Genomic DNA, 22,028 nt, shown 5'->3' with positions numbered 1-22,028 from the left:
CACCCGGCGAGGATATCGCCGGGCACCGACCGGCAGTGGTTCAGCCCGTCAGCCCGATCGAGCGCAGCGCCGCGAACCCGTCCTCCGCGATCCGCCGGATCATTCCGTCGTTGACATCCCGGTGCTCGTCGAGCAGCGCGATCTCCGACTCCGGAAGCCAGCGGAACTCGGTGTGCTTGCCGGCTTCCAGCCGGGGCCGGCTCAGGTCGCCGTCCACCCGGACCAGGAAGTCGGTCTCCACCCGGGTCAGCCCGTCGTCGGCGGTGTACCGGTATTCGCCGACCAGGCCGAGCACGTGCGACAGGGCCCAGCCGGTCTCCTCGGTGACCTCCCGGCGCAGCGCGTCGTCGATCTCCTCGCCCGGTTCGAGGTGGCCGCCGACGATGTCCCAGCAGTTCGGGAAGAGGCGTCGCTCGGGGGATCGGCGTTGGATGAAGATGCGGCCGTCGTCGTCGACGATCAGCGCGCCGGCGCAGCGGAGGGGCTCGGTGGGCACCCTCCGACAGTAGCCATCCGGGCCGTCTCCGGCGATGCCCGTTCTTGTCCCGGTACGCATCGATGGCCCACCATGTCCGTACTCAGTCGCCGTCCCACAGGGGTGATGTGTGATGCAGGTACGGGAAGCGATGTCCAGCGAGGTACTGGTGGTCGGGCCGGAGCACACGCTCCGGCAGGCGGCCCGGATGATGTCGGCCCGCGGTGTCGGGTCGGCGGTCGTGATCGACCCGGACTCCGAGGGGGTCGGGATCATGACCGAACGCGATGTGCTGAAGGCGATCGGCGCCGGGCTCGACCCGGATGTCGAGCGCACCGGGGCACACCTGACCTGGGACGTCGTCTACGCCGGCCCGGACTGGACGGTCGAGGAGGCAGCCGCGGCGATGGCCCGGGGCGGGTTCCGTCACCTGGTCGTGCTCGACGGCCGGGAGGTGGCGGGAGTGATCTCGGTACGGGACCTGATGCGGGTCTGGGCGGGTGAGCACGCGCCGACCCGTACCTGATCCGCCCGGCGCGTACGCGCCGGGGAAAGGGCGATGGCCCGGCCGATATCGGCCGGGCCATCGTCGTATCTGTTCTGTTCCGGTCGTGCCCGCCCGTCAGGGGCCGACGAAGACCGAGGTGCCGCGCCAGTCCACGTCGTCGACGCTCGGACCGCTGCGCACCGTGGCGGAGCCGGTCGGCACGCCGTCGGACCACGCCATCGAGGACAGGGTGCCGGTGCTCCGGGAGACGACGTAGAGCGTGTCGCCGTCCAGGAACAGGCCGCCCGCGTCGGCGAAGGCCGTGGTGCCGGTGACCGTGTTGCGCTCGGCGCCGACGGTGCCGGTGTCCGGCGCGAACCCGCGCCAGAACAGCGTGCTCTGACCGGCCAGCGAGTAGTAGATCCGGCCGCCCTTGTAGAACATGGCGGTCACGTTCGGCAGTTCGGCGGAGAAGTTGCCGGTCATGCCGGCGTACGTGGAGCCCTCCGGCGCGGAGCCGGTGACGACCAGGTCCCACTTGGCGTCGTGGTACGGGTCCAGCTTCTTCGGGGTGCCGAACTCGCTGCCGTCGAACGAGCGCTTGTAGAGGTCGCCGCCGACGCCGTAGAACAGGTCACCGCCGACCCAGAAGGCGCCCTTGACGCCCGACCAGCCGGTGTTGTCCGCGTTCGGCACCGACATCGCGTTGCCGACCGAGGTCGCACCGTCGTACGTGCGCTTGGTGATGCTGTCGACGGTGGTGGCCGGCGGCACCGGGGGCAGCTTGACGATCTCGATGCCCTGCACCAGCGGGTTCTCCAGGACGCGACCGAAGTCGATGTCGATGTTGCCGTCGCTGGTGATCGGGAACGCGCGCATGGTGCCCCGGTTGGTGGCGCCGATCGCGGCGATCGGGTCGAAGTTGCTCAGCTTGACCACGCCGTCGATCGTCACGTTGAACTTGCGCTTGCCGGCGGTGGCGGTGCCGGCCCAGCGGTTCGCCAGGTAGAGCCGCACCTGCACCGGCGTGCCGGCCGGGACCGGGAAGTCCCACTGCATGTCCGGCGCGGGCGACTCGTCCCACCGCTCCGCGTTGAACAGCTCCACCGGGGTGCCCGACGGCACCGTGCCGTCGAGGGAGGCGTTCGTGGTGTAGCTGGTCACCTGGTTGCCGGCGTTGTGGTAGGTGCTCGGCGCGGCGGCGGTGTCCGCGGCCCAGGCCGGGCCGCTCGGCGCGGCCAGCTGGTCGCCGCCCGCGTTGACCCGGTAGAGCACGTCGGAGGCGTCCGGCGTGGGCGCGGTCTTGACGATCTCGATGCCGTGCAGAAGCGGGTTCTGGAGCACCCGGCCGAAGTCGATGTCGACCACGCCGTCGCTGACCACCGAGATGGACTGCATGGTGCCGCGGTCGGTCCCGCCGGCGGTGACGACCGGGTCGAAGTCGTTCAGCTTGAGCACGCCGTCGATGCTGACGTCGAACTTGCGGGCGCCCGGCTTGCTCGTGCCGGACCAGCGGTTGGCCATGTAGATCCGGACGTCGACCCGGGTGCCGGCCGCGACCGGGATGTCCCACTGCATGTCCGGCGCGGTCGCCTCGTCCCACCGCTCGGTGTTGAACAGCGTGGCCGGCGTGCTCGCCGGCACGGTGGGGTCGAACGTCGCGTTCGTGGTGTAGCTGGTGACCTGGTTGCCCGTGTTGTGGTACGGGCTGGGCTCGGTGGCGCTGTCGGCGGCCCAGTCCGGCCCGCCGTCGGTGGCCGGGATGGCGGGACCACCGGCGTTGACCCGGTAGAGCACCTCGGTCTGCGCCGCGCGACCGGCCTGGTAGACGTTGCCCGGCAGACCCTTGGTGCTGGTCGAGTGCGGGGCGTTGCCGCCGTCCAGCGGGAAGAAGGCGAGCCGCTTGCGCTGGTAGTCGAAGTTGCCGATGTACTCCTGGTCGCTGCCGAGCCAGAGGCCCTCCTGGGTCACCAGCATCTCGGTGACGCCGTAGCCGCGCGGGTGGCGGCCCGGGTTCCAGGACAGCGGCAGGCCGCTCACCGGGTCGAGCGCCGCGATGCTGGCCCGCGGCACCGCGCCCGGTCCGGCCTTGTCGCGGGCGAGCGGGTTGTTCGACCAGCGGAAGTGACCGCCGACGTAGACGGCCTTCTCGCTGATGCCGACCGAGAGGAAGGTGTCGCCGCCGCTGAAGTTCGTCCAGGTCGGCTTCTGGCCGTCGCCGCTGGCGGCGGTCTCCCAGCGGGCCGCGGAGTCGCAGAGCGTGCCCGGGTACGACGCGCCGGTGGTGACCACGACGAAGTACTTGCTGTCCGGGGAGAACTGGATGTCGCGCACCCACGAGTCGAACGCGGCGTACTTGCAGGCCGCGGAGTAGCCGTCGGTGTTCCAGTCGGCGACGGTCGTCGAGCTCTCGCCCAGGTTGATCCGCACGATCTGGTCGTGCACGACGTCGTCGGCCTTCTTGAAGTTGCCGATCACCACGAGGTGCTTGCCGTCGGGGGAGACGGCGAGCTTCTCCGTACCGACACCGGCCGAGGCGCCGTTGTTGGTCGGCGTCCAGTTGTGGTGCTCGGTGAGCGACACGGTGAGGTAGTCGTCCACCGCGCCGGTGGTCGGGTTCAGCGAGGCCAGCCCGTTGCGGTTGGTCGTCGCGGTCACAGTGGTGAAGATGCCGCCCACCAGCAGGTGGCCGTCGACGAGCGCGATGTCGTTCACGGTGCCGTTGAACGCCGGGCCCTTGAACCCGTCGACGGGGGTGCCGTCCGCGACGTTCAGCAGGGCCAGCTTGCGGAAGTTCTTGTCGCCGACCTTGTTGAACTTGCCGGCGACGTACACCGTGCCCGGGGTCGGGCCGGCGATGACGGCGGTGACGTCACCGTCGAGCACCGGCGCGAACGCGTTGTCGATCTTGCCGGTCGCCTTGTCGAAGGCGAGCAGTCCGCGGCGTTCGACCGGGGTGGGTGAGGAACCCCGGTTCTGCGCGTTGGTGAACGAGCCGCCGACGATCACCTTGCTGCCGGCGTCGTGGATGGCCACGACGTTGCCGTCGTTGATGTTCGGCGTCTTCTCCGAGGGCACCTCGCCGACCATCGTGCTGTGGTCGGGCGCGGGCGCCGCGGCCGGCGCGGCGAGCGCCGGTACCGGTGTGAACAAGGTGGCGATGCCGAGCACGGCAGCGCCGAAGGCGGACACCGAGCGGTGTCTCAGGATCGAGGAAGCCACAGGCTACTCCGGGGGGAAACGTCGGAGGCGCTGCGATCGTGGTCGGTGCCGACATGAGGCGGGGCGTCACCCGACCGACCGCAGACGTGAGAGCAATACCTTCTCGCATTCGGCCGTCGCCCGTCCACCCGGGTTGGGCCTTTTTGACCGAGGAAACGCACCGGGTCACACGAAAAGACGAACGACGATCACCTGGTGGACACGGAGGGTGTTCCTGAGGAAACACTCAGGTCGGGCATCGGCGGCTGGAAGTACGGATCGGTCGCCATCTCCCGGAATACCTGCTCGCTCTCCGGGTCGTTGCCGAAGGTGCTGTCGTAGATGGGCTTCTCCGTCTGCCGGGCCGCGAAGTAGACCGCCGCCTTGATCTGCGGGTGCTTCTTCAGGTACGGCCCGACCTCGCGCATCCATTCGGCCCGCTGGCCCGGCCGCCCGTCCTGGGTCAGGCCGTACTCGCCGATGATGACCGGTCGCGGGTGCTTCTTGGCGAACGCCATGAAGTGGTCCATCCGGTTGGAGAAGCTGTTCCACTCCGGACTGGGATAGACGTCCGCGCAGAGCCAGTCGACCTGGTCGTCGCCCGGGTAGTAGGCGGCGGCCCGGCGCTGCGGCTCGGCGAACCCGTCCGCGTGCGGGCACCACACCCACCCGGCGTTGGTGACGCCCATCTCGGCGAAGATGCCGCGGACGTGCTTCCAGGCGGCGACGTAGTCCTCCGGCGAATGCATGCTCGCGGCCAGGTTCGGCCGGTCCATCTCCCACCGGTAGCGCAGCAGCACCGGAACGCCGAACTCCTTGACGTCCTTCGCGCGTTCCCGGATCAGCGCGTCGTAGACGCCGCTGACCGTGGACCGGGTGTCGGTGCCCTGCCACGAGATCATCTGGAGCTTGCCCCGGGACTGGAACAACTTCTCGGTGGCGCTCGGGAACGGCTCGTTCCACTCGTGGAACATGTGCGCGATGGCGAGCTTGCCGCCGGCCGCCTGGTTGAACGCGTCGAACGCCGCGGCCCGCCCGCTGGCGTTGTGGTACTGCGGCTTGACCCAGGTGCCGAGCCAGGCCCCCTTCTCCGGCGGCTCCGGCCCCCACCCGGTGGTGCGGACCGGAGCGGTCCGCGGTGTCACAGTCGGCGGGGGCGGCACCGCCGTCGCCGTCTCGTCGGATCGCTCCGAGCCGATGTCACAGGCCGCCACGGCCGGGGCCAGGAATGCCAGGCCCAGCACGGCAGCCATCGTCAGTCGTAACCGTCGTACCACCGCAACCTCTCCCCAGGACGGTCGCCGGCCACGGTATGGGGGCCCTGACGGATCCGCGTGGGCGGAGAGGCACGCCGGGCCGGGCGGGCGACCCCTGGCACTCTACCTGTGACGCGGCGCTCAGGCGGGGTAGCCGAGTCGCGTCAGCAGCGGCCCGGCCTGAGCCATCACGTCGGCCAGATCCTTTTCGGTCAGTCGCTGCCGCCACCGGCCCACCGAGCCCGGCCGCGCCTTGGCGAAGCGGGCGTGCAGCGCCTCCCGCCCGGCCGGGTCACCGACCTCCAGGAAGTCGGCCACGACCTCGGCCGCCTCGGCCGGGCGGGTGACGATGTCCTCGTACCGCAGGTGCCGCACCCGTTCCGCGGGCAGCTCGGCGAGCTGCGTGAGCGCGCTGCTGGTGAACCGCCGCCACATCCAGGCCGACCGGCCCAGGTCGGAGACCTGCGTGAACTCCTCGCGCCGCTCCGGCTCCACCCAGAACCGGGGCGCGGCGCCCCACGGCGTACCGCCCCGGCCGCTGCGGCCGGTGCCGGTGGACGCCGCGTTCAGCCAGGGCTGCTCGGCGTGCGACACCGCCACGTCCCGCCCGTCCCGGTAGACGTGCAGGAAGACCGCGTCCGGGAAGACCTCGGTCAGGAACGGCACGATGAAACAGTTCTCCGGGTCCTTCTCGGCGAAGCGCAGGCCGCCGTGCCCGGACGCGGCGAGCAGCGCGCCGTAGTAGCCGCGGAAGTAGCGGGCGGCCCGCTGCGGCGTCCAGCTTCCCTCGTAGACACAGCGGGCGACCGCCTTGGTCAGGCGCGGTTCGAAGTGGTACGACACGTCCGGCAGCGCGCCGACGCAACTGCCGAGGAACGTGGTGCCGGAACGCGGGGCGCCCAGGATGAAGATCGGACGCTCCACCTTCAGGGTGAGCCGGCGGCCGCCCCCCTCGACCGGCCGTTCCAGCTCGCGGCGTTCCTTGCGGTCCGCCAGGAGACCGACCGCGGCGAGCTTCGCGGCCTTCACGGTGGACAGGCCGGAGTGCGGGGCGGGGGAGTCGCTTGTCATCGAAGGTCCCATCGGTGCGCAGGATCGGTCAGGACTGGGCGGCCGGGTCCGCCCCGGCCCGGTTACGGCCGCGGCGGAGGGCGCGCAGCGCGTCGAGGTGCAGGGTGCGCCGCCAGCGCCAGACGCCCGTCGCGTACGCGACCAGCCCGGCGACCGTCACCAGCGCGAGTACCAGCGGACCGGCGCCGAGCAGCGTCGCCAGGCCGAGCGGCAGACCCAGCGTGACCACCGCCAGCGCCATCGCGGCCCGGGTACCGGCGCCGAACGGGTGCAGCCGCATCGACCACCAGAGCTGGGTCAGCGGCACCAGGTTGGTGACCAGGATGGAGACGGTCCAGGCCAGGGCCGCGCCGAGGATGCCGTACCGCGGGATGAGCACCAGGTTGCCGACCACGTTGAGCACGGTGCCGGTCATCGCGTTGTAGAACGTCCACGCGGTGCGCCCGGCCATGTTGAGCACCATGTCGACCATGCCGCAGCCGGTGGCCAGCAGCATGGTCAGCGCCAGCAGCACCACGACCCGGCGGCCGTCGCCGTACCCGGATCCGAACAGTGCCAGCATCGGCGTGGCGAACGCCGCGAAGATCAGGTACGCGGGCCAGGAGAGCAGCACGAGCCAGCCGGTGGCGGCCTGGTAGAGCTGGCGCGCCTCGGCCCGGTCGTCGCGGGCGAACGCGGCGGCCAGCCGGTGCTGCACCGAGCTGGACAGCGCGACGCTGGAGAGCTGACCCAGCGCCAGGAACCGGGTCGCGGCCGTGTAGATCGCCGCGTCCGCCGGGCCGCGCAGCGCGCTGAGCAGCACGATGTCCAGCCGCTGCACCACGATCGCGGCCAGGCTGCTGACGGCGCGGGGCCCGGTGAACCGCCAGAACGGCCCGGCCAGCTCGCGCGCCGGCACCGGCCGGGTCACCTGCCGCCCGGCCCGGCCGACCAGCCGGCTCAGCCAGAACAGCGCGACCACCGCGGCGATCAGGTACGGCACCACCCAGGCCAGCGGCAGCGCGACGGTGGCGGACATGCCGAGCCAGGCGGCCACCGCCACACCCAGGAACTGCACCAGCGTGCGGCCGAGCCGCTCAACAGTCAGCAGCGGGCGCATCTGGCCGAAGCCGCGGCAGGCGGCGAGCGCGTAGTCGTTCAGCGCGGCCAGCGGCACGAACGCCAGCAGGATGCGCAGCGCGGTCACCGCCTCCGGCCCGGCCTCCGGCATGGTGGCCCGGGCCAGCGCCGGTGCGGCCAGCCAGCCGGCCAGCCCGAGCAGCGTGCCGACCACGAGCACCGGCAGCAACCCGACCAGGATGGTGCCCCGGATCTGGTCGCGGCGGTCGAGCGTGCGCTGGCGGCTGACGAAGTAGACGGTGCCGACGTCGGTGCCGAGCCGGGCCGCCGACGCGGCGATCATGAACGCGCTGGTGGCGGCGAAGAACATGCCCGCCTCGCGGACCGACCAGCCGCGGGCGATGACGATGTTCAGGCCGAAGCCGGCGACCGCGGCCAGCCCGACCCCGACCAGGTTGGCGAAGCCCTGCCGGGCCGCGCCGCCCAGCCCCGCGCCCGGCCCGGGGGGCGGTGCGGTGAGCGTCGGGGTGCCGCCGGCGTCCGCCCGCGTCACCGCCGCCACGACGGCACGCGTCCCCACCACGTCGCCAGCCGCTCGTCGTACGGCGCGAAGTGGTCCTCCAGCCGGGTCCGCAGCTCCGCCGACATGGGCGAACGGGAGCGCGAGTTGTGCTTGCCGAACGCGATGTCCGCCCAGCGGGGCAGCCCGAGGAAGTCGCAGACCGCGTCGAAGGAAGGGCGCGGGTCGGCGAAGAAGTCGTCGCTGTCGATGACGTGCATGCGGTCCCGGCCGACCAGCGCCTCCAGGCGCTCCAGCTGCTCGATGTAGCGGCCGCGGGCCAGGTACGCGTTGTGCTGGAGGTGCTCGCTGGCGTACGACGCGGAGCTGATCATCCGCTCCCGCTCGCCCGCCGTACGGGACTCCTCCAGCGCGAGCGCCCGCTCGAAGTCCGCCTCGGTCTCGTAGCCGCGGGCCAGCTCGTGCGAGTGCGCGGAGTAGGCGCGCTCCACCGGGTCACGCAGCAGCACCAGCAGCTTCACCGAGGGCAGGTCCCGGGCGATCCGTTGCCCGGCCAGCGGATGGAACATGTAGTACGGGCTGGACTCGCCGGTGATCCCGCGTACCCCGATCTGGGCCTTCACCGCCTCGGCCTTGCCGGTGGTGGGGAAGTGCCCGAGGTACCAGCTCATCCCCCGGTGGTAGTCCATGTCGAAGTAGTGCACGCCCTTGTGGTAGGCGGGCGGCAGCACACCGGGATGCTGCGACAGCGTCTTGAACAGCGAGGTGGTGCCGCAGCGCTGCGCCCCCACGATCAGGAATCCCGGCACCATCCGCGAACCGGCGGTCAGCCGGCCGACCGTCCGGCTCACCGACTTCACCGCGCGGAGCGCCTGCTCCTTGGCCAGCGTCACGTCCCCACTCCTCACTCTCACCCGGCCCGGCGGGCCAGGTGTTCCTCGACGGCGGGCAGCAGCCAGGTGTCGACGTGCCCCAGTCGCGCACCCGCCTCCGCCTGCCGGTCCCGCAGGTAGCGCGCCGCGAGCTCCACCAGGTAGAGCACGGCGACCAGATCGGCGCCCCCGCCGGTCTGGTCGAACGGCGCCAGGGTGGCCCCGGCGCCGGCGATCAGCGCTCGGGCCGCCTCGACCGGTTCCACCCCGTCGTGGCTCATCGCGCCCTGCACCGCCAGGTGCAGCGCGTCGTACCCGGCCGGCACGTCCGCCTCGAACCGCTCCCAGTCCCAGACCAGCACCCGGCCGTCGGCCAGCACGGCGCTGTTGCCGCCGTTCCAGTCACCGTGCCAGGCGCCGAAGGCCACCACCGGGTCGGCGTCCGCGACGGACTTCAGCGCCGCGCGCAGCCGCCCGGCCTCCGGCCGGGGTCCGAGCGCGTCCACCGCCTCGGTGAGCCGGGCCGCGTGCCCGCTGGCCGCCCAGGACTGCCGGCGTACGCCGAGACAGCCCGCGACCGCCACCATCGCGTCGCGTTCGGCCGCCTCCGCGGCGGCCGGGGTGGCCCGGGGCAGCCGCACCGGCAGCGCCTCCTGGACCAGCAGCGCGTGGCCGTGCCAGTCGCCGTGGTGGCGTACCCCGGCCAGCACCACCGGGCCGAGCGGCACCTCGGCGAGGCGGCGCAGCGCGTCCGCCTCGGCGTGCACCAGCGCGCGGGTCAGCGGGTCGACGCCGAGCTTGGCGTACCCGAGGGCCCGGCCGTCCGGGGCGAGCAGTTGCAGCACCGGCTTGCGGTTCGCCCGGGCCGGCCCGATGTGCAGGCTCACCAGCGCCGGCTCGCCGAGCACCTCGGTCAGGTGCGCGTCCAGCCCGCCGCCGTCGACCACCAGCCGGTCGCGGAACACCAGTGGGCCCAGCCCGAGCCGGAACGCCGTGGACAGCCCTTGCCGGACCAGCTTGGCCTTGCGGCCGACCGCCTCGGTGGAGTGCCGGACCGCGCTCGCCGCCGCCCGGCCCGAGCCGGTGGGCACGAGCAGCCGGGGGCGGGACGCCGAGGGCACCACCACCCAGCCGGCGCCGCCGCGGCGCAGGCTGGGCTCGGCCGGCGCGGGCCAGATCAGCCCGGCCAGTTCACCGAGGTACGCGGCACGGCCGTCGCCGTCCGGGGGTACGCGGAACACCATCAGCTGTCACCGGTCTTTTCCAGTCGGGCCCGTAGCCCGGCGATCGTGCCCTGGGGTGGCGCCGGCGCGAGGGACCGGCGTATCCGGTCGTTGCGGGCCAGCAGGGCGACAGTGATCAGGGCGTAGGCGAGTGTCGCTTCCATCGCACCGTAGGTGAACTGGAAGAAGAGCATGAGGATGAGGATGAGCGTGCCGGCGATGCCGATCGCGCTGTGGTCGCGGCGGTAGCGCCAGATGCAGTAGATGAAGAAGGCGTTGTAGCAGATCGCGCCGACCCAGCCCTGACCGACGAGCAGCGCCCAGACCTGGCCGTTGCTGCCCAGTTCCCGGTTGCCGCACTGCTTGCAGTCCTCGGACTTGCCGATGGCGATGGACCGGTTGCTGCCGATCAGCGCCCGGTTGCCGCCGTACCCGAGGATCGGCGAGTGGTTGGCCGCGGCGACCGCGCCCTGGGACAGCGTGGTCCGGATGTCGTCGCTGTGGCCGTTCTGGAGGCGTTCGTCGAAGGTGCGGCCGAGCGGTGTGGCGACGATCAGCACCCCGATCAGCCCGACCGCCAGGGCGAGCCCGCCGAGCACCACCATCCGGCCGCGCAGCGCGAGCCGCAGCGCGACGTAGGCGGCGGCGATGCCGAGACCGATCCAGAGGCCCCGGTTCAGCGAGTAGACGATCGGGAAGATCGCGGCCAGGGCGATCGCCACGCCCGCGGTACGGCGCATCGGCTTGCCCAGCACGACCCAGCCGACGATCAGCCAGACCAGCAGGATCGCGGTGTTCTGGCCCCACGAGTTCGTGTAGGTGAACGGCGCGGACGGGCGGGGCGAGCTGGCCTCCCCCTCGATCACCTGCTGCACCTGGGCGAACTTGATCTCCATGAGCGAGGTGACGTACGGGTGACCGGCGATCGACTGGGGCAGGACGAATCGCAGCGGCGCGACGAACGTGAGGTTCGGGAAGAGCGAGCCGATCCAGCCGCCGAGTACCACGACCACGCCCATGAACCCGAACAGGCGGACCATCCGGCGCTGGGACAGCTCCCGCTCCCGCAGGTTGTAGACGTAGAGCATGGTCACGGTCATGGCGACGTAGTTGGCGAGCCGGATGCCCCAGCCGATGTACTTGCCGCTGCCGCCGGGGGGCAGCGTGTTCGGCGCGGTGAGGTCGAGGGTGAGCACGGACAGGAACACCCAGAGCAGCAGGACCATCCAGATCCCGAAGCCGGGCGGCACCCGGATCGGGCCCCGCTTGCGCATCTGCACCACCATCGGCACCGCGAAGATGACGAAGACGAAGCTCGACACGCCGAGCACCCACCACAGCGGGTACAGCAGGAAGACCGAGATCAGCGGCCATGCCGTCGGCAGCCGCCACGACCAGCTCTCCGGCCGTACCGTCACCGGCCGCAGGCGGTTCCCGTCCGGCGGCGACACCGCTCCGACCGGAACCGTCCCGCGCGCGGTGCGGGGCGGGGTGGCGGTGCTCATTTCACGGTGACCTTGGCGGTGGTCGGCGCGTAGATCACCCACGCGTTGCCGGGCTGGGGGTGCAGGAGATCGCCGCCGGTGTCGGCGAGCGTGCAGACCATGCCCAGGCCGGGCTTGCGCCACCGGCCCTTCGCGCTGTTCGGCCCGGACACCGCCAGCACCGCGCCCTCACCGAAGACGTTCGCCGAGGGCAGCGAGCGCGGGGACGGGTTGCGGACGTCCAGCGTGCGGTACTCCATCGTCAGCACGATGACGGAGGCGGCGGTCACGGTGACCTTGCCGACCTTGCCGACCCAGACGGACTTGGCCTGGTCGTACCGCCAGACCATCGGCGGGCCGCCGGAGACGGTGACGGTGAGTTCGGTGGCCGGCGCGAGGTCGCGGGCGGCGAGCGCGTCGCCCTCGCCGGCGTGGTCGATCGGCGGGGTGGGCGGCTGGCCGCCCTTCGGGGCGGCCTTGAGCAGCGCGGCGGTCGACGTGTAGTCGCCGGAGAAGACCTTGCTGTCGTCGTCGGGCGTCACGCCGTCGAGGTCGGAGTTCTCGAACTGGGTGAGGAAGCCGGTGGGGCCGCCGTCGTAGCCGACGAACGGGCGCAGCACCGCGAGCGACCGGATGTCGACCGGCCGGATCTCGGTGACCGGGCCGATCTTGGTGGCGTCCTTGGAGTGGAACACGGCGGTCAGGTGCAGCGTGTCGGACTCGGCGAACTCGGCGTAGACCAGGTCGGCGGCGTCCAGGCCGGCCGGGGTGGTCGCGGGGCTCACCCGCAGCGGCACAGCGACCGCCTGGCGGGTGGCGGCGGCCGGGGTGCTCACCGGCGCGCCGGTCAGCGGGCCGGTGGGCAGGGTCGGCGAGGCACTGGCCGATGACGGCGAGGCGGTGACGTCGCCCGGGTCCACCACCTGGACCTTGCCCGGCTTGGGCTCGGGCTCGCTGCACCCGGTCCCGACGCCGAGGACGACGGCGGGGGCGATGGCGGCGCGGAGCATCTGCCGGCGGTTCACCCCAGGTCCTCGCCGGAGTCGAGCGCGTAGCTGCGGCCGTCGCCGTCACCCCGGGAGCGGTACGTGCCGCCGGTGCCGTTGAGCGGCACCGGCTTACCCGGCATGCCCTGGTTGCCGGGGTTCGGCGGCGGGGTGGCCTTGCCCGGTGCCGGCTTCGCTGGGGCGGGGCGGGACGACTGCATGCGCGGCAGCACCATCGTCGACTCGGCGGACGGGCCGGGGCTCGGCCGGGGCTTGGGCCGGTTGGCCGGTGCCACCGGGGTGCTCGGCGCGCCCGACGTGCCCGACGTGCTGCTCGCACCGCCCGAGGACGCCGGCCGGGCGGCGCCGGCCACCGGGGCGGGCAGGCGCGGGGCCAGCACGGCACCGATCACCGGCGCGTTCACCTGCTCGAACTGCTGCAGGGCGGCGGTGATCTCACCGCTGCGGGTCTTGCCCGCCTCGGCCACCATGATCACGGCGTCGACGTACCGGCCCAGGGCCTGGGCCTCCACGGCGAACGTGGGCTGCGCGGTCTCGATGATCACGTGGTCGAAGCGCGCGGACAGCTCGTGCATGATCTCCAGCAGACCGGCGACCGGCAGCTCGACCTCCGCGTCCAGGTCGCCCGGCACCAGCACCCGGAGCTGGCCCAGCCCCGGCACCGGCGCGAGCGCCTTGAGCGGGGGTACGTCGCGGCGCAGCACCGATGCCAGGTTGTGTCGGCCCTCGGCCACGCCGGTGATGGCGCCCACCGTCGAGTCGGGCTTGGTGGTGATCAGCGCGACCTGCTGGCCGGTACGGGCGTACGCGGCGGCGAGGTTGGCGGCGACGAATCCGGCGGCGGTGCCGGCCGAGGCGTCGCAGATCAGCAACTGGCGACCGCGCCCGCCCTGCGCCGGTTCGGGCACGGCGGACAGCAGCACGTTGCGCAGCCGGCCCAGCTCGCGGGAGACCCGGTGGGTGGCCGGCAGGACGGCCAGCGACGGCGCGCGCACCGGCAGTTCCAGCAGCAGCGGCAGGCCGACCCGGTCGGAGATGTCGCGACCGCGCCGGATCCGGGTGTCGAGCCGGTCCAGCACCAGCGCCAGCACGATGCCGAGCAGCAGGCCCGCGCCCATGCCGCTGGCGAGGTTGAGCGTGCGGTTCGGTGAGCTGGGCGAGTCGGGGAGACGGGCGTCGGAGATGATCTCGCCGGGGTCGGAGCCGGCCGAGACCAGCGGGCTGAGCCGGTTGTTCAGGCCGGTGATCTGGCTGGTGAGAAGGCTCCGTTCGGCCTCGGCCCGCTCCCGCTCGGGCGAGTTCGACGGCGACGCCGCAATCCGCCCGGCGACGGCACTGAGCTGCTTCTGCAGCTCGGCGATCTGCTGCTTGAGCGCGGTCGTCTCGTTCTCCAGCGCCTTCTGCGCGGTGGCCTTGCGCAGGTCCAGATACGCCTGGGCGAACGCGTGCGAGCCCGACTGGGCGCCCTCGGGGCTGTTCCCCTCGTACGCCACCTGGAGGATCTGGCTGTTCGGCGGTACCTTGACGGTCACCGACTTGACCAGCTGGTCGGCACCGGTGTCGACCTTCATCAGCGCCTTGGCCCGCTCGGCCACCACCAGCGAGCGGACCACCTGGGCCTCGGTGTCGAGGTTGACCTTGGCGTTGGGGTTGCTCTCCGCGCCCGAGCCGAGCGGGCGCACCAGCAGCGAGGTGGTCGAGGTGTAGCGCGCCTCCTGGATCTGGTTCAGCGCCAGCCCACCACCGAGACCGAGGGCCGCGGCGAGCAGCAGGATCCACCAGCGGCGGCGCAGCCAGCCCAGGTAGGCCATCAGGGCAAGACCGTCGGCGTCGCTCTCGGCCAAATGGGGTGAGGGCATCAGAGTCTGTCGCTCCCTTTCGACCGAGCCGGGCAGTCCACGGCACAGCTGGACCTGACCGTGGCCTTGAGTGTCCCCGATCCGAACGACGAGGGAAAGTCTGCTCACGTTCCGGTAAGCCTGCCCGGGTGTGGGCAGCCCGCGTAGAAATGGCCGATCGGCGCTGACCATTCGGCGGGTTTCCCGGTGTCGGGCCCGACCTGTCCCCGGATAAGCCGGCGTCGCCGACGGCTCTCGTGCGGAGCGGTGACGGAATCCTGACACATCTCACTTTCTTCCGGTGGCCCGCCCCGGCGGCGCGGGGCGAACCGGGCTGACCTGGACGGTGGCCGGCCGGTGGGCATCCCGGTGACGGGAATCGAGAGGTGAGCCGACCGGCGAGCCAGGATCCGTCCAATGGCCCCTTCAGTTGCCCATGGGCGCGCCAGTAGGTTGTCAGGACGCGTCCGAGGGGCATTCACAAAAATCCGGACGCGTCATCCGCGTACGGGAGGACTTTTGTGGTGAGCGGGTCAACCGAGGACTCGGGGCAGGTCCTGCTGGTGGGTTCCAGTGGCGGGCACCTGGCCCAGCTCCTGGCCCTGGAACCGTGGTACCGGGATCGGCGCCGCGCATGGGTAACCTTCGACACCCCGGACGCGCGCTCGCTGCTCGCCGGTGAGGACGTGGTCTGGGCGCACCACCCCACCACACGCAACGTCAAGAACCTGGTACGCAACGCGTTCCTCGCGCTGAAGGTGATCCGGCGGCGCCAGGTCGACGCCGTGGTCACCACCGGCGCCGGGGTCGCCCTGCCGTTCGTGGTGGCGGCCCGCATGCGCAAGATCCCGACGGTCTACATCGAGGTGTACGACCGGATCGACAGCGCGACGCTCACCGCCCGGCTCTGCCGTCCCTTCCTCTCCGCGATGCTCGTGCAGTGGGACGAGCAGCGCCGGATGTACCCGGAGGCAACCGTCGTGGGGAATCTGCTCTGATGGCGCACATTCCGCAGCAGCGGGACCGGCGTTCCGCGGCACCGTACGTGCTGGTCGTGGTCGGCACCGACGTGCACCGCTTCGACCGGCTGGTCGGCTGGCTGGAACGCTGGCACGCGGCGCGGCCCGAGGTCCGGCTGGTCCTCCAGTACGGCCACAGCCGCACCCCGGCCCTGCCCGAGGCCACCCCGTTCCTCGGCCACGAGGAACTCCAGCGGGCGATGGCCGAGGCGACGCTCGTGGTCAGCCACGGCGGCCCGGCCACCATCACCGAGGCGCGCCGCAACGGCCACCTGCCGATCGTGGTGCCCCGCGACCCGTCGCACGACGAGCACGTCGACAACCACCAGCAGCTGTTCTCCCGTCGTCTCGGCGCGGCCGGCATGGTGCGGCTGTGCGAGTCCGAGGCCGAGCTGCTCGCCGCGCTCGACGAGGGCCTGGCCGACCCGAACCGGTTCGTGCTGGCCGCCGACCCGAACCGCCCGGACCCGCGCGCCGAGGCGGTCGCCCGGGTCGGCGCGGTGATCGACGAGCTGGTGGCCCGGCGGGTACGACAACGAGCCGTCGGGCGTCGCGGATGAGCGCCCCGGATCCGGCGACGCCGCGGGTCCTCTTCGTCGGCGGCCTCGGCCGCAGCGGCTCCACGCTGCTGGAGCTGCTGCTGGCGCAGAGCGCCGACGTGTGTGCCGTCGGCGAGGTGGTGCACCTGTGGGAGCGGGCGCTCGGCGCCGACGAGCGGTGCGGCTGCGGTGAGCGGTTCACCGCCTGCCCGTTCTGGCGGCAGGTCGGCGACCAGGCGTTCGGCGGCTGGGCCGCTGTCGACCGGGACGACGTGCTGGCGCTCAAGGACCGCGTCGACCGGACCCGGCACATCCCCCGGCTCGCCAAGGAGGCGCTCCCGCCGGAGCAGCTGGCCGACGTGCGCCGCTACGCCGACCTGTACACCCGGATCTACCGGGCCGCGCTGTCGGTGACCGGCGCCCGGGTGGTGGTGGACTCCAGCAAGCACGCCTCGCTCGCCTTCGCCCTGCGCTGGGCCGAAGGGCTGGACCTGCGGGTACTGCACCTGGTCCGGGACAGCCGGGCAGTGGCGTACTCGTGGGGCAAGCAGGTGCGCCGCCCCGAGGTCGTCGACGGCGAGGACTTCATGCCGACCTTCTCGCCGTTCGAGGTGAGCAAGCTGTGGACCGCGCAGAACGCCGCGTTCCACCTGCTCGCCTCCCGGGCGAAGGTGCTGCGGCTGCGCTACGAGGACTTCACCGCCGACCCGGCCGGCACCGTACGCCGGGTGCGGGACTTCGCCGGCCTGCCGGACGACCCGGCGGCGCTGCGCATCCTGTCCGGCGCCGACGAGACCGGTGCGGCGCCCGAGCCGGCCGCGCCGTTCCGTGCGCACAGCGTCGCCGGCAACCCGCTGCGGTTCAGCGGCGGGCCGTTGACGGTGCGCCGGGACGAGGCGTGGCGGGACCGCCTGCCGCGCCGCAGCCGTGCCGTGGTCAGCCTGGCCACGCTTCCCCTGCGGGTCCGCTACGGCTATCTGGGCCAGCGGGGATCCGACGAGTCCGTGGAGAGAGCATGAGTGGGCCGAGCATCTCGGTCGTCGTACCGACGCGGGACCGTCCGGAGCTGCTGCGTGCGGCGCTCGACGCCATCCTCAGCCAGGCCCACCCGGGCCTGATCGAGGCGATCGTGGTCTACGACCAGTCCGAGCCGGACCGGTCGCTGGAGACCGACCGGGGTGACCGCCGGATCCGGGTGATCACGAATACCCGTACCGCAGGGCTGGCCGGCGCGCGCAACACCGGCATCGAGGCCGCCACCGGCGACTGGGTGGCGTTCTGCGACGACGACGACGAGTGGCTGCCCGGCAAGCTGGCCGCCCAGTTCGGGGCGCTCGACGCGCACCCGGACGGCGCGCTGGTGAGCTGCGGCATCCGGGTCAGCTACGACGACCGTACGGTGGACCGTTCGCTGGACCGCGCCCGGATCTCGCTGGAGGCGCTGTTGCGCGACCGGCTCACCGAGCTGCACCCGTCCACGTTCCTGATCCGCCGCGCCGCGCTGCTCGACGCGATCGGCCTGGTGGACGAGCAGATCCCGGGCAGCTACGCGGAGGACTACGAATTCCTGCTCCGCGCCGCCCGCTACGCCCCGCTGGTGAACGTGGAGAGCCCGTACGTACTGGTCCGCTGGCACAAGCGGTCCTACTTCGCGCAGCGCTGGGAGACCATCTCGACCGCGTTGCAGTGGCTGCTGCGCCGCTACCCGGAGTTCGCCACGGTGCCGCACGGCGAGGCGCGGGTGGCCGGTCAGATCGCCTTCGCGCAGGCCGCGATGGGCAACCGGCGCGACGCGGTCCGCTGGGCCCGGCGCACGCTGGCCCGCAACCCGAAGGAGCCGCGCGCCTACCTGGCGCTGGCGGTGGCGAGCCGGGCCGTGCAGGCCGACCGGGTGCTGCGCACGCTGCACAAGCGCGGCCGGGGCATCTGAGCCGTACGCGAGACGGGCGGGCGACCTCGGTCGCCCGCCCGTTCTCGTTCCGCTGTGATCAGGCCGTGCAGAAGGACTTCCACGCCTGGATGCTCGGCTGGTCGAGCAGCCGGAAGTCGCCCTGGCTGACCGTCTGGTTGTAGTACGCCACGAACTCCGGCCGCTGACCGTTGAGGAAGCTGGTCATCGACCGGATCCAGGCCGCCCGGCCGGTGCCCCCGTCACCGGGCACCAGGTCGCTGCCGGTCTCCGCGACGCCCCACGGCTTGCCCAGCGCCTTCGACTTGCTGATCATGGGGCCGTAGATCTCCTGCGGCGAGGCGTACCGCTTCCACTTCTTGCCCCAGTTGTAGCAGTCCCAGCCGAGCGCCTCGATCACGTCGCCACCCGGGTAGAACGCGTCGAAGCTGCGCCCGGACTTCGAGTCGAGCGTCCAGCACATCAGGATCAGCGTGTTGATCAGCTTCGGGTTGCCCGTCCGGTCGGCCAGGCCGGCGATCCGTTTCCACGCCGTCCGGTACGCCGTCGTGCTGAAGGCGCCGCGCTCGACGTCGTCCTCCGGCTCGTGGAAGTACGACCAGTAGACGTTGTGCTCGCGCGGGATCGAGGAGAACCAGGAGGTCAGGCGGGAGTCGAACTTGCCGGTGTTCACCTCCTGCGGTGACGCCTTGAAGGACACCACGACGGTCCGGTCCACCACGTCGGCCCGGCTGCCGGACCACGCCGGCGGCAGGCCGGGGAAGAAGATCCGGGCCATCCGCAGCTTGCCGAAGGTCTGGTCGGACCGGGCCAGCGCCTGGCCGAACGTCTCCCCGCTCTGCACACCGATCGAGGCGCCGGGCAGCGTCAGTCGCGTACCGCTGAAGGCCGGCCCGGCGTCCGCGGAGGCCGACGGACGCGCCGAGGGCTTGCCGCCGAGACCCTGGTCGGCGCTCGGCGACGCACCCGGGGTGCCGGGCGTGCCGGGGCCCATCGAGGTGGCCGGCCCGACCGAGCCGGGCGTCCCGCCGGCCTGCCGTTCCGCCGCGTCGGGTCGCAGCGTGGCCACCGCGACCCCGCTGCCGGCCACGGCCAGGACCAGTGCCGCCGCGAGGGCGACCCGCCAGCGACGACGGGAGCCGCCGGACGACGGCACGGGGGCCGGGGCGAGCGGCGGCGCGGGCGGCCGGCCCGGCCCGCCGGTGGCCGGTCCGTGCGGAACGTCCACCAGGGGCGGTCCGGTCAGGGTGGCGGTCGCCGTGGTGCCCGCACCCCAGCCCGCCTCGCCCGCCGGGCCGCCCGGCCCGAAGTCGCCCGCCGGTCCCCGGCCGGGCTCGTCGTGCGGCGCCCAGCCGGTGTGGCCGTCCGCCGGACCGGCCTGAGTGGCCCAGGCGTCGTCGTGCGGCTCACCCTGCGGCCAGGCGGCGTCGTTGTGGCCCGCCGGCCCGTGCTGCGGCCAGGGGCCGTCCTGCTGCGGCGCCCAGCCGTTCGTCGTGCCGGGAGCGGCGTCCCAGCCGGCCGGGTCGTGCCCGGGCCCGTCGTGGTGACCGGCGTCGGGCCGGTCACGCTCGGGCCAGGGCAGGTCACCGCCCGGCCGCGCCGGTGGTGGCGGCGGCGCGCTCTCGGCCTCCGGCCAGGGCAGCGAAGGGCCGCCCACCTGACGCGGAATGTCCTGACCCGGCCACAGGCCGGTCGGCTGCCCGAAGGCATTGTGCGGCTCTCGGTCGGCCGGCATGACCCTCCCTGGCTGTCGGCGGCCCGTGGTCGGGGCTCAGATCGCCACGCATACCTGCCCGACGATAACCCTCATCCACCTGGCCGTACGTACCGTGACACTCAGCCGAACGCCTCACCCTGGTCACCGGTGACGGTCGAAGCGGGCATCTCGACCCCGGTCCGGGCGATCGCGTCGAGCAACTGGTCGGCCAGTTCGGGCCGGCAGACCAGCAGATCGGGCAGCCGCGGGTCGGCCCGGTTGTAGCGCAGCGGCGAACCGTCGATCCGGGACGTGTGCATGCCCGCACCGCGCGCCACGGCGACCGGGGCGGCACTGTCCCACTCGTACTGACCGCCCGCGTGGACGTACGCGTCGACCTCGCCGGTCACCACCGCGCAGACCTTCACACCGGCCGAGCCCATCGGCACGGCGGTGGCGCCGAGCATCTCGACCAGCTCGCCCACGAACGCCGGCGGGCGGCTGCGGCTCACCGCGATCCGGATCGGCCCGTCGGACGCCTTCGGCTGCGGGCAGGTGGTGCCGAGCACGAGCGGCGTACCGTCCACCGTGGTCCGGGCCGGCATGCCCACCGCGCCGGCGACCAGGGCGCCGTCCGGGGCGGCGGAGCGCTGCCAGAGCGCCACGTGCACCGCCCAGTCGTCCCGCCCCTCCTCGGAGAACTCACGCGTGCCGTCCAGCGGGTCGATGATCCAGACCCGGTCCGCCTCGTGCCGGGGCGCGCGCTCGCCGTCCGCCCACGCGCGGCGCGAGTCGGCCTCCTCCTCGGAGAGCACCGCGTCGGCCGGCCGCAGCCGGGCCAGCGCCGCCGTCATCAGCTCGTGCGACGCCCGGTCGCCGGCGTCCTTGAGCGCCTTCGGGTCGGCGAAGCCCTGCCGGTCCCGCAGCGCGGTGAGCGCCCTGCCGGCCTCGGTCGCCAGCCACTGCGCGAACCGCTGGTCGTCGAGCCGTCCCGCCTCGTCCTCGGTCACGAGCCCCATCCCTTGTTCTCCCGGGTCTGCCGCGACCCGTCATCCTTCGGCGTCCGGTCGGACCGGCGCCAGCGTCCGTCGGATCGTAGACAGTCGCGAGGCGGTCTCGGATCCCCCGGAGGCACCGGTGGTCCGGCCGGCCGCCCGCATGTTGAACTTCGCGTGTATCGCGGTCGGACCCGCCGGGCCAGGCCCTAGGCTCTGCGCATGACCGCCGAGCAGCTGATCTCGTTCGCCCGTGGCGCGCCTTCGCTGGACATCGTCGATGTCGAGGGGCTCAAGGCCGCCGCCGTCCGCGCCTTCGACGCCGACCCCGCCGGGGTCACCGCGTACGGCACCTCCGTCGGCTACCCGCCCTTGCGGAAGTGGATCGCCGAGAAGCACGGTGTCGAGGCCGACCAGGTGCTGATCACCAACGGCTCGTTGCAGGCCGACGCGTTCCTCTTCGACCACCTGGTCCGCCGGGGCGACGCGGTGGTGGTCGAGCGTCCGACGTACGACCGCACGCTGCTCAACCTCAAGCAGATGGGCGGCGAGGTGCACGGCGTGACGATCCAGCCGGACGGCCTGGACACCGCCGAGCTGCGCAAGCTGCTGGAGTCCGGGGTGCGGCCGCGGCTGGCGCACGTGATCCCCAACTACCAGAACCCGGCCGGCGTGACCCTCTCCCTGGAGAAGCGCCGTGAGCTGCTGGACCTTGCCGCCGAGTACGACTTCACGATCTTCGAGGACGACCCGTACGCGGACATCCGGTTCCGGGGCGAGCCGCTGCCCTCGATGCTGTCGATGGACACCCGGGGCGTGGTGGTGCACGCCTCCAGCTTCACCAAGACGGTCTGCCCGGGCGTACGGGTCGGCTACCTGGTCGGCCCGGCCGAGCTGATCGCGGCGATCGCCAAGCGGGCCACCAACCTCTACATCTCGCCCGGCATGGTGGCCCAGGCGATCGTGCACCAGTTCTGCGTCTCCGGCGCGATCGAGGAGTCGATCCGGACGGTCCGTTCGGCGCTCGGTGAGCGGTCGGCGGTGCTGGCCGAGTCGCTGCGCCGGCACATCCCGGAGGCCCGGTTCGTGGAGCCGGACGGCGGCTACTTCCTCTGGGTGGAGCTGCCCGAGGACGTCGAGGTCGACCGCCTCGCCCCGGCCGCCGCCGAGCGCGGCGTGGCGGTGGTGAAGGGCAGCGACTTCATGGTCGACGGCGGCCGGCACGCGCTGCGCCTGGCGTACTCGGCGGTCACAGCGGACCGGATCGACGAGGGTGTGCGGCGTCTCGCCGAGGCGATGGCCGCCGTTCGCGGCTGATTTTCTGTCGGGTTTCTGACAAAAAGGCCCCGCTGGCCGGTTCGGCACTCCCGCCGGACC

Annotated in this window: 18 protein-coding genes; 6 read left to right on the top strand and 12 right to left on the bottom strand. The window is 72.6% G+C overall.

The genetic code is table 11. The annotated features are described in order from the left end of the window. Positions 1-40: 40 nt before the first annotated feature. Entirely contained in the window at positions 41-496 is a 456-nt protein-coding gene (locus ML5_RS30585) for an NUDIX domain-containing protein (RefSeq protein WP_236619337.1), read from the bottom strand. A gap of 112 nt (positions 497-608) precedes the next feature. On the opposite strand from ML5_RS30585, the gene ML5_RS30580 reads away from it, so the two are divergent. After that, the gene (locus ML5_RS30580) at positions 609-1,001 is read left to right on the top strand and encodes a cyclic nucleotide-binding/CBS domain-containing protein (protein WP_013289279.1); all 393 of its coding nucleotides are present in this window, start codon (positions 609-611) and stop codon (positions 999-1,001) included. A gap of 96 nt (positions 1,002-1,097) precedes the next feature. On the opposite strand, the gene ML5_RS30575 is transcribed toward ML5_RS30580, so the two are convergent. From ML5_RS30575 to ML5_RS30535, 9 genes are all read right to left on the bottom strand, one after another. Further along, positions 1,098-4,184, bottom strand: coding sequence for a malectin domain-containing carbohydrate-binding protein (locus tag ML5_RS30575; protein ID WP_013477475.1), 3,087 nt, complete (start codon positions 4,182-4,184; stop codon positions 1,098-1,100). A gap of 188 nt (positions 4,185-4,372) precedes the next feature. Further along, complete coding sequence (locus ML5_RS30570; RefSeq protein ID WP_013477474.1) at positions 4,373-5,416, bottom strand: glycoside hydrolase family 26 protein; 1,044 nt, start codon at positions 5,414-5,416, stop codon at positions 4,373-4,375. Between the two features lie 144 nt (positions 5,417-5,560). Then, positions 5,561-6,490 carry a sulfotransferase gene (locus ML5_RS30565; protein ID WP_013477473.1) on the bottom strand — a complete coding sequence of 310 codons (930 nt, stop codon included), beginning with the start codon at positions 6,488-6,490 and terminating at the stop codon, positions 5,561-5,563. 28 nt (positions 6,491-6,518) lie between these two features. Then, positions 6,519-8,132, bottom strand: coding sequence for an oligosaccharide flippase family protein (locus tag ML5_RS30560; protein WP_013289275.1), 1,614 nt, complete (start codon positions 8,130-8,132; stop codon positions 6,519-6,521). Next, on the bottom strand, positions 8,099-8,962 hold the full coding sequence (locus tag ML5_RS30555) for a sulfotransferase (protein ID WP_013477472.1): 864 nt from the start codon (positions 8,960-8,962) through the stop codon (positions 8,099-8,101). The genes ML5_RS30560 and ML5_RS30555 overlap by 34 nt, the downstream gene beginning before the upstream one ends. Positions 8,963-8,979: 17 nt before the next feature. Beyond that, positions 8,980-10,185, bottom strand: a complete 1,206-nt coding sequence (locus ML5_RS30550) for a hypothetical protein (RefSeq protein ID WP_013289273.1) — start codon at positions 10,183-10,185, stop codon at positions 8,980-8,982. Further along, positions 10,185-11,669, bottom strand: coding sequence for an O-antigen ligase (locus ML5_RS30545; RefSeq protein WP_013289272.1), 1,485 nt, complete (start codon positions 11,667-11,669; stop codon positions 10,185-10,187). Before ML5_RS30545 ends, ML5_RS30550 begins: the two co-directional genes overlap by 1 nt. Beyond that, positions 11,666-12,673 carry a DUF3048 domain-containing protein gene (locus tag ML5_RS30540; RefSeq protein ID WP_013289271.1) on the bottom strand — a complete coding sequence of 336 codons (1,008 nt, stop codon included), beginning with the start codon at positions 12,671-12,673 and terminating at the stop codon, positions 11,666-11,668. The genes ML5_RS30545 and ML5_RS30540 overlap by 4 nt, the downstream gene beginning before the upstream one ends. Then, positions 12,670-14,514 (bottom strand): Wzz/FepE/Etk N-terminal domain-containing protein, encoded by a 1,845-nt coding sequence (locus ML5_RS30535; RefSeq protein ID WP_013477471.1) that lies wholly within the window; start codon positions 14,512-14,514, stop codon positions 12,670-12,672. Before ML5_RS30535 ends, ML5_RS30540 begins: the two co-directional genes overlap by 4 nt. 500 nt (positions 14,515-15,014) lie before the next feature. Here ML5_RS30535 and ML5_RS30530 point away from each other — a divergent pair, with 500 nt between their 5' ends. The 4 genes from ML5_RS30530 to ML5_RS30515 are packed head-to-tail and all read left to right on the top strand — an operon-like array spanning position 15,015 to position 17,981. Further along, positions 15,015-15,491: a polysaccharide biosynthesis protein gene (locus ML5_RS30530; RefSeq protein ID WP_013289269.1), complete on the top strand. Its 477-nt coding sequence runs from the start codon at positions 15,015-15,017 to the stop codon at positions 15,489-15,491. Beyond that, entirely contained in the window at positions 15,491-16,072 is a 582-nt protein-coding gene (locus tag ML5_RS30525) for a glycosyltransferase (RefSeq protein ID WP_013289268.1), read from the top strand. The genes ML5_RS30530 and ML5_RS30525 overlap by 1 nt, the downstream gene beginning before the upstream one ends. Next, positions 16,069-17,070 carry a sulfotransferase gene (locus tag ML5_RS30520; RefSeq protein ID WP_013477470.1) on the top strand — a complete coding sequence of 334 codons (1,002 nt, stop codon included), beginning with the start codon at positions 16,069-16,071 and terminating at the stop codon, positions 17,068-17,070. The genes ML5_RS30525 and ML5_RS30520 overlap by 4 nt, the downstream gene beginning before the upstream one ends. Then, entirely contained in the window at positions 17,067-17,981 is a 915-nt protein-coding gene (locus ML5_RS30515) for a glycosyltransferase family 2 protein (protein ID WP_013289266.1), read from the top strand. The genes ML5_RS30520 and ML5_RS30515 overlap by 4 nt, the downstream gene beginning before the upstream one ends. A 58-nt stretch (positions 17,982-18,039) precedes the next feature. Here ML5_RS30515 and ML5_RS30510 read toward each other — a convergent pair whose 3' ends face one another. Together ML5_RS30510 and ML5_RS30505 are read right to left on the bottom strand one after the other, a co-directional pair. Then, complete coding sequence (locus tag ML5_RS30510; protein ID WP_013477469.1) at positions 18,040-19,695, bottom strand: hypothetical protein; 1,656 nt, start codon at positions 19,693-19,695, stop codon at positions 18,040-18,042. Between the two features lie 101 nt (positions 19,696-19,796). Further along, entirely contained in the window at positions 19,797-20,675 is an 879-nt protein-coding gene (locus tag ML5_RS30505; RefSeq protein WP_013477468.1) for a 3'(2'),5'-bisphosphate nucleotidase CysQ, read from the bottom strand. 198 nt (positions 20,676-20,873) lie between these two features. Here ML5_RS30505 and ML5_RS30500 point away from each other — a divergent pair, with 198 nt between their 5' ends. Beyond that, on the top strand, positions 20,874-21,968 hold the full coding sequence (locus ML5_RS30500; RefSeq protein ID WP_013289263.1) for a PLP-dependent aminotransferase family protein: 1,095 nt from the start codon (positions 20,874-20,876) through the stop codon (positions 21,966-21,968). Positions 21,969-22,028 lie beyond the last annotated feature (60 nt).

The organism is Micromonospora sp. L5, assembly GCF_000177655.2.
GTDB lineage: Bacteria > Actinomycetota > Actinomycetes > Mycobacteriales > Micromonosporaceae > Micromonospora > Micromonospora aurantiaca.
Note: the sequence above shows the minus strand (reverse complement) of the source record. Positions and strands in the feature narration are given on the sequence as shown.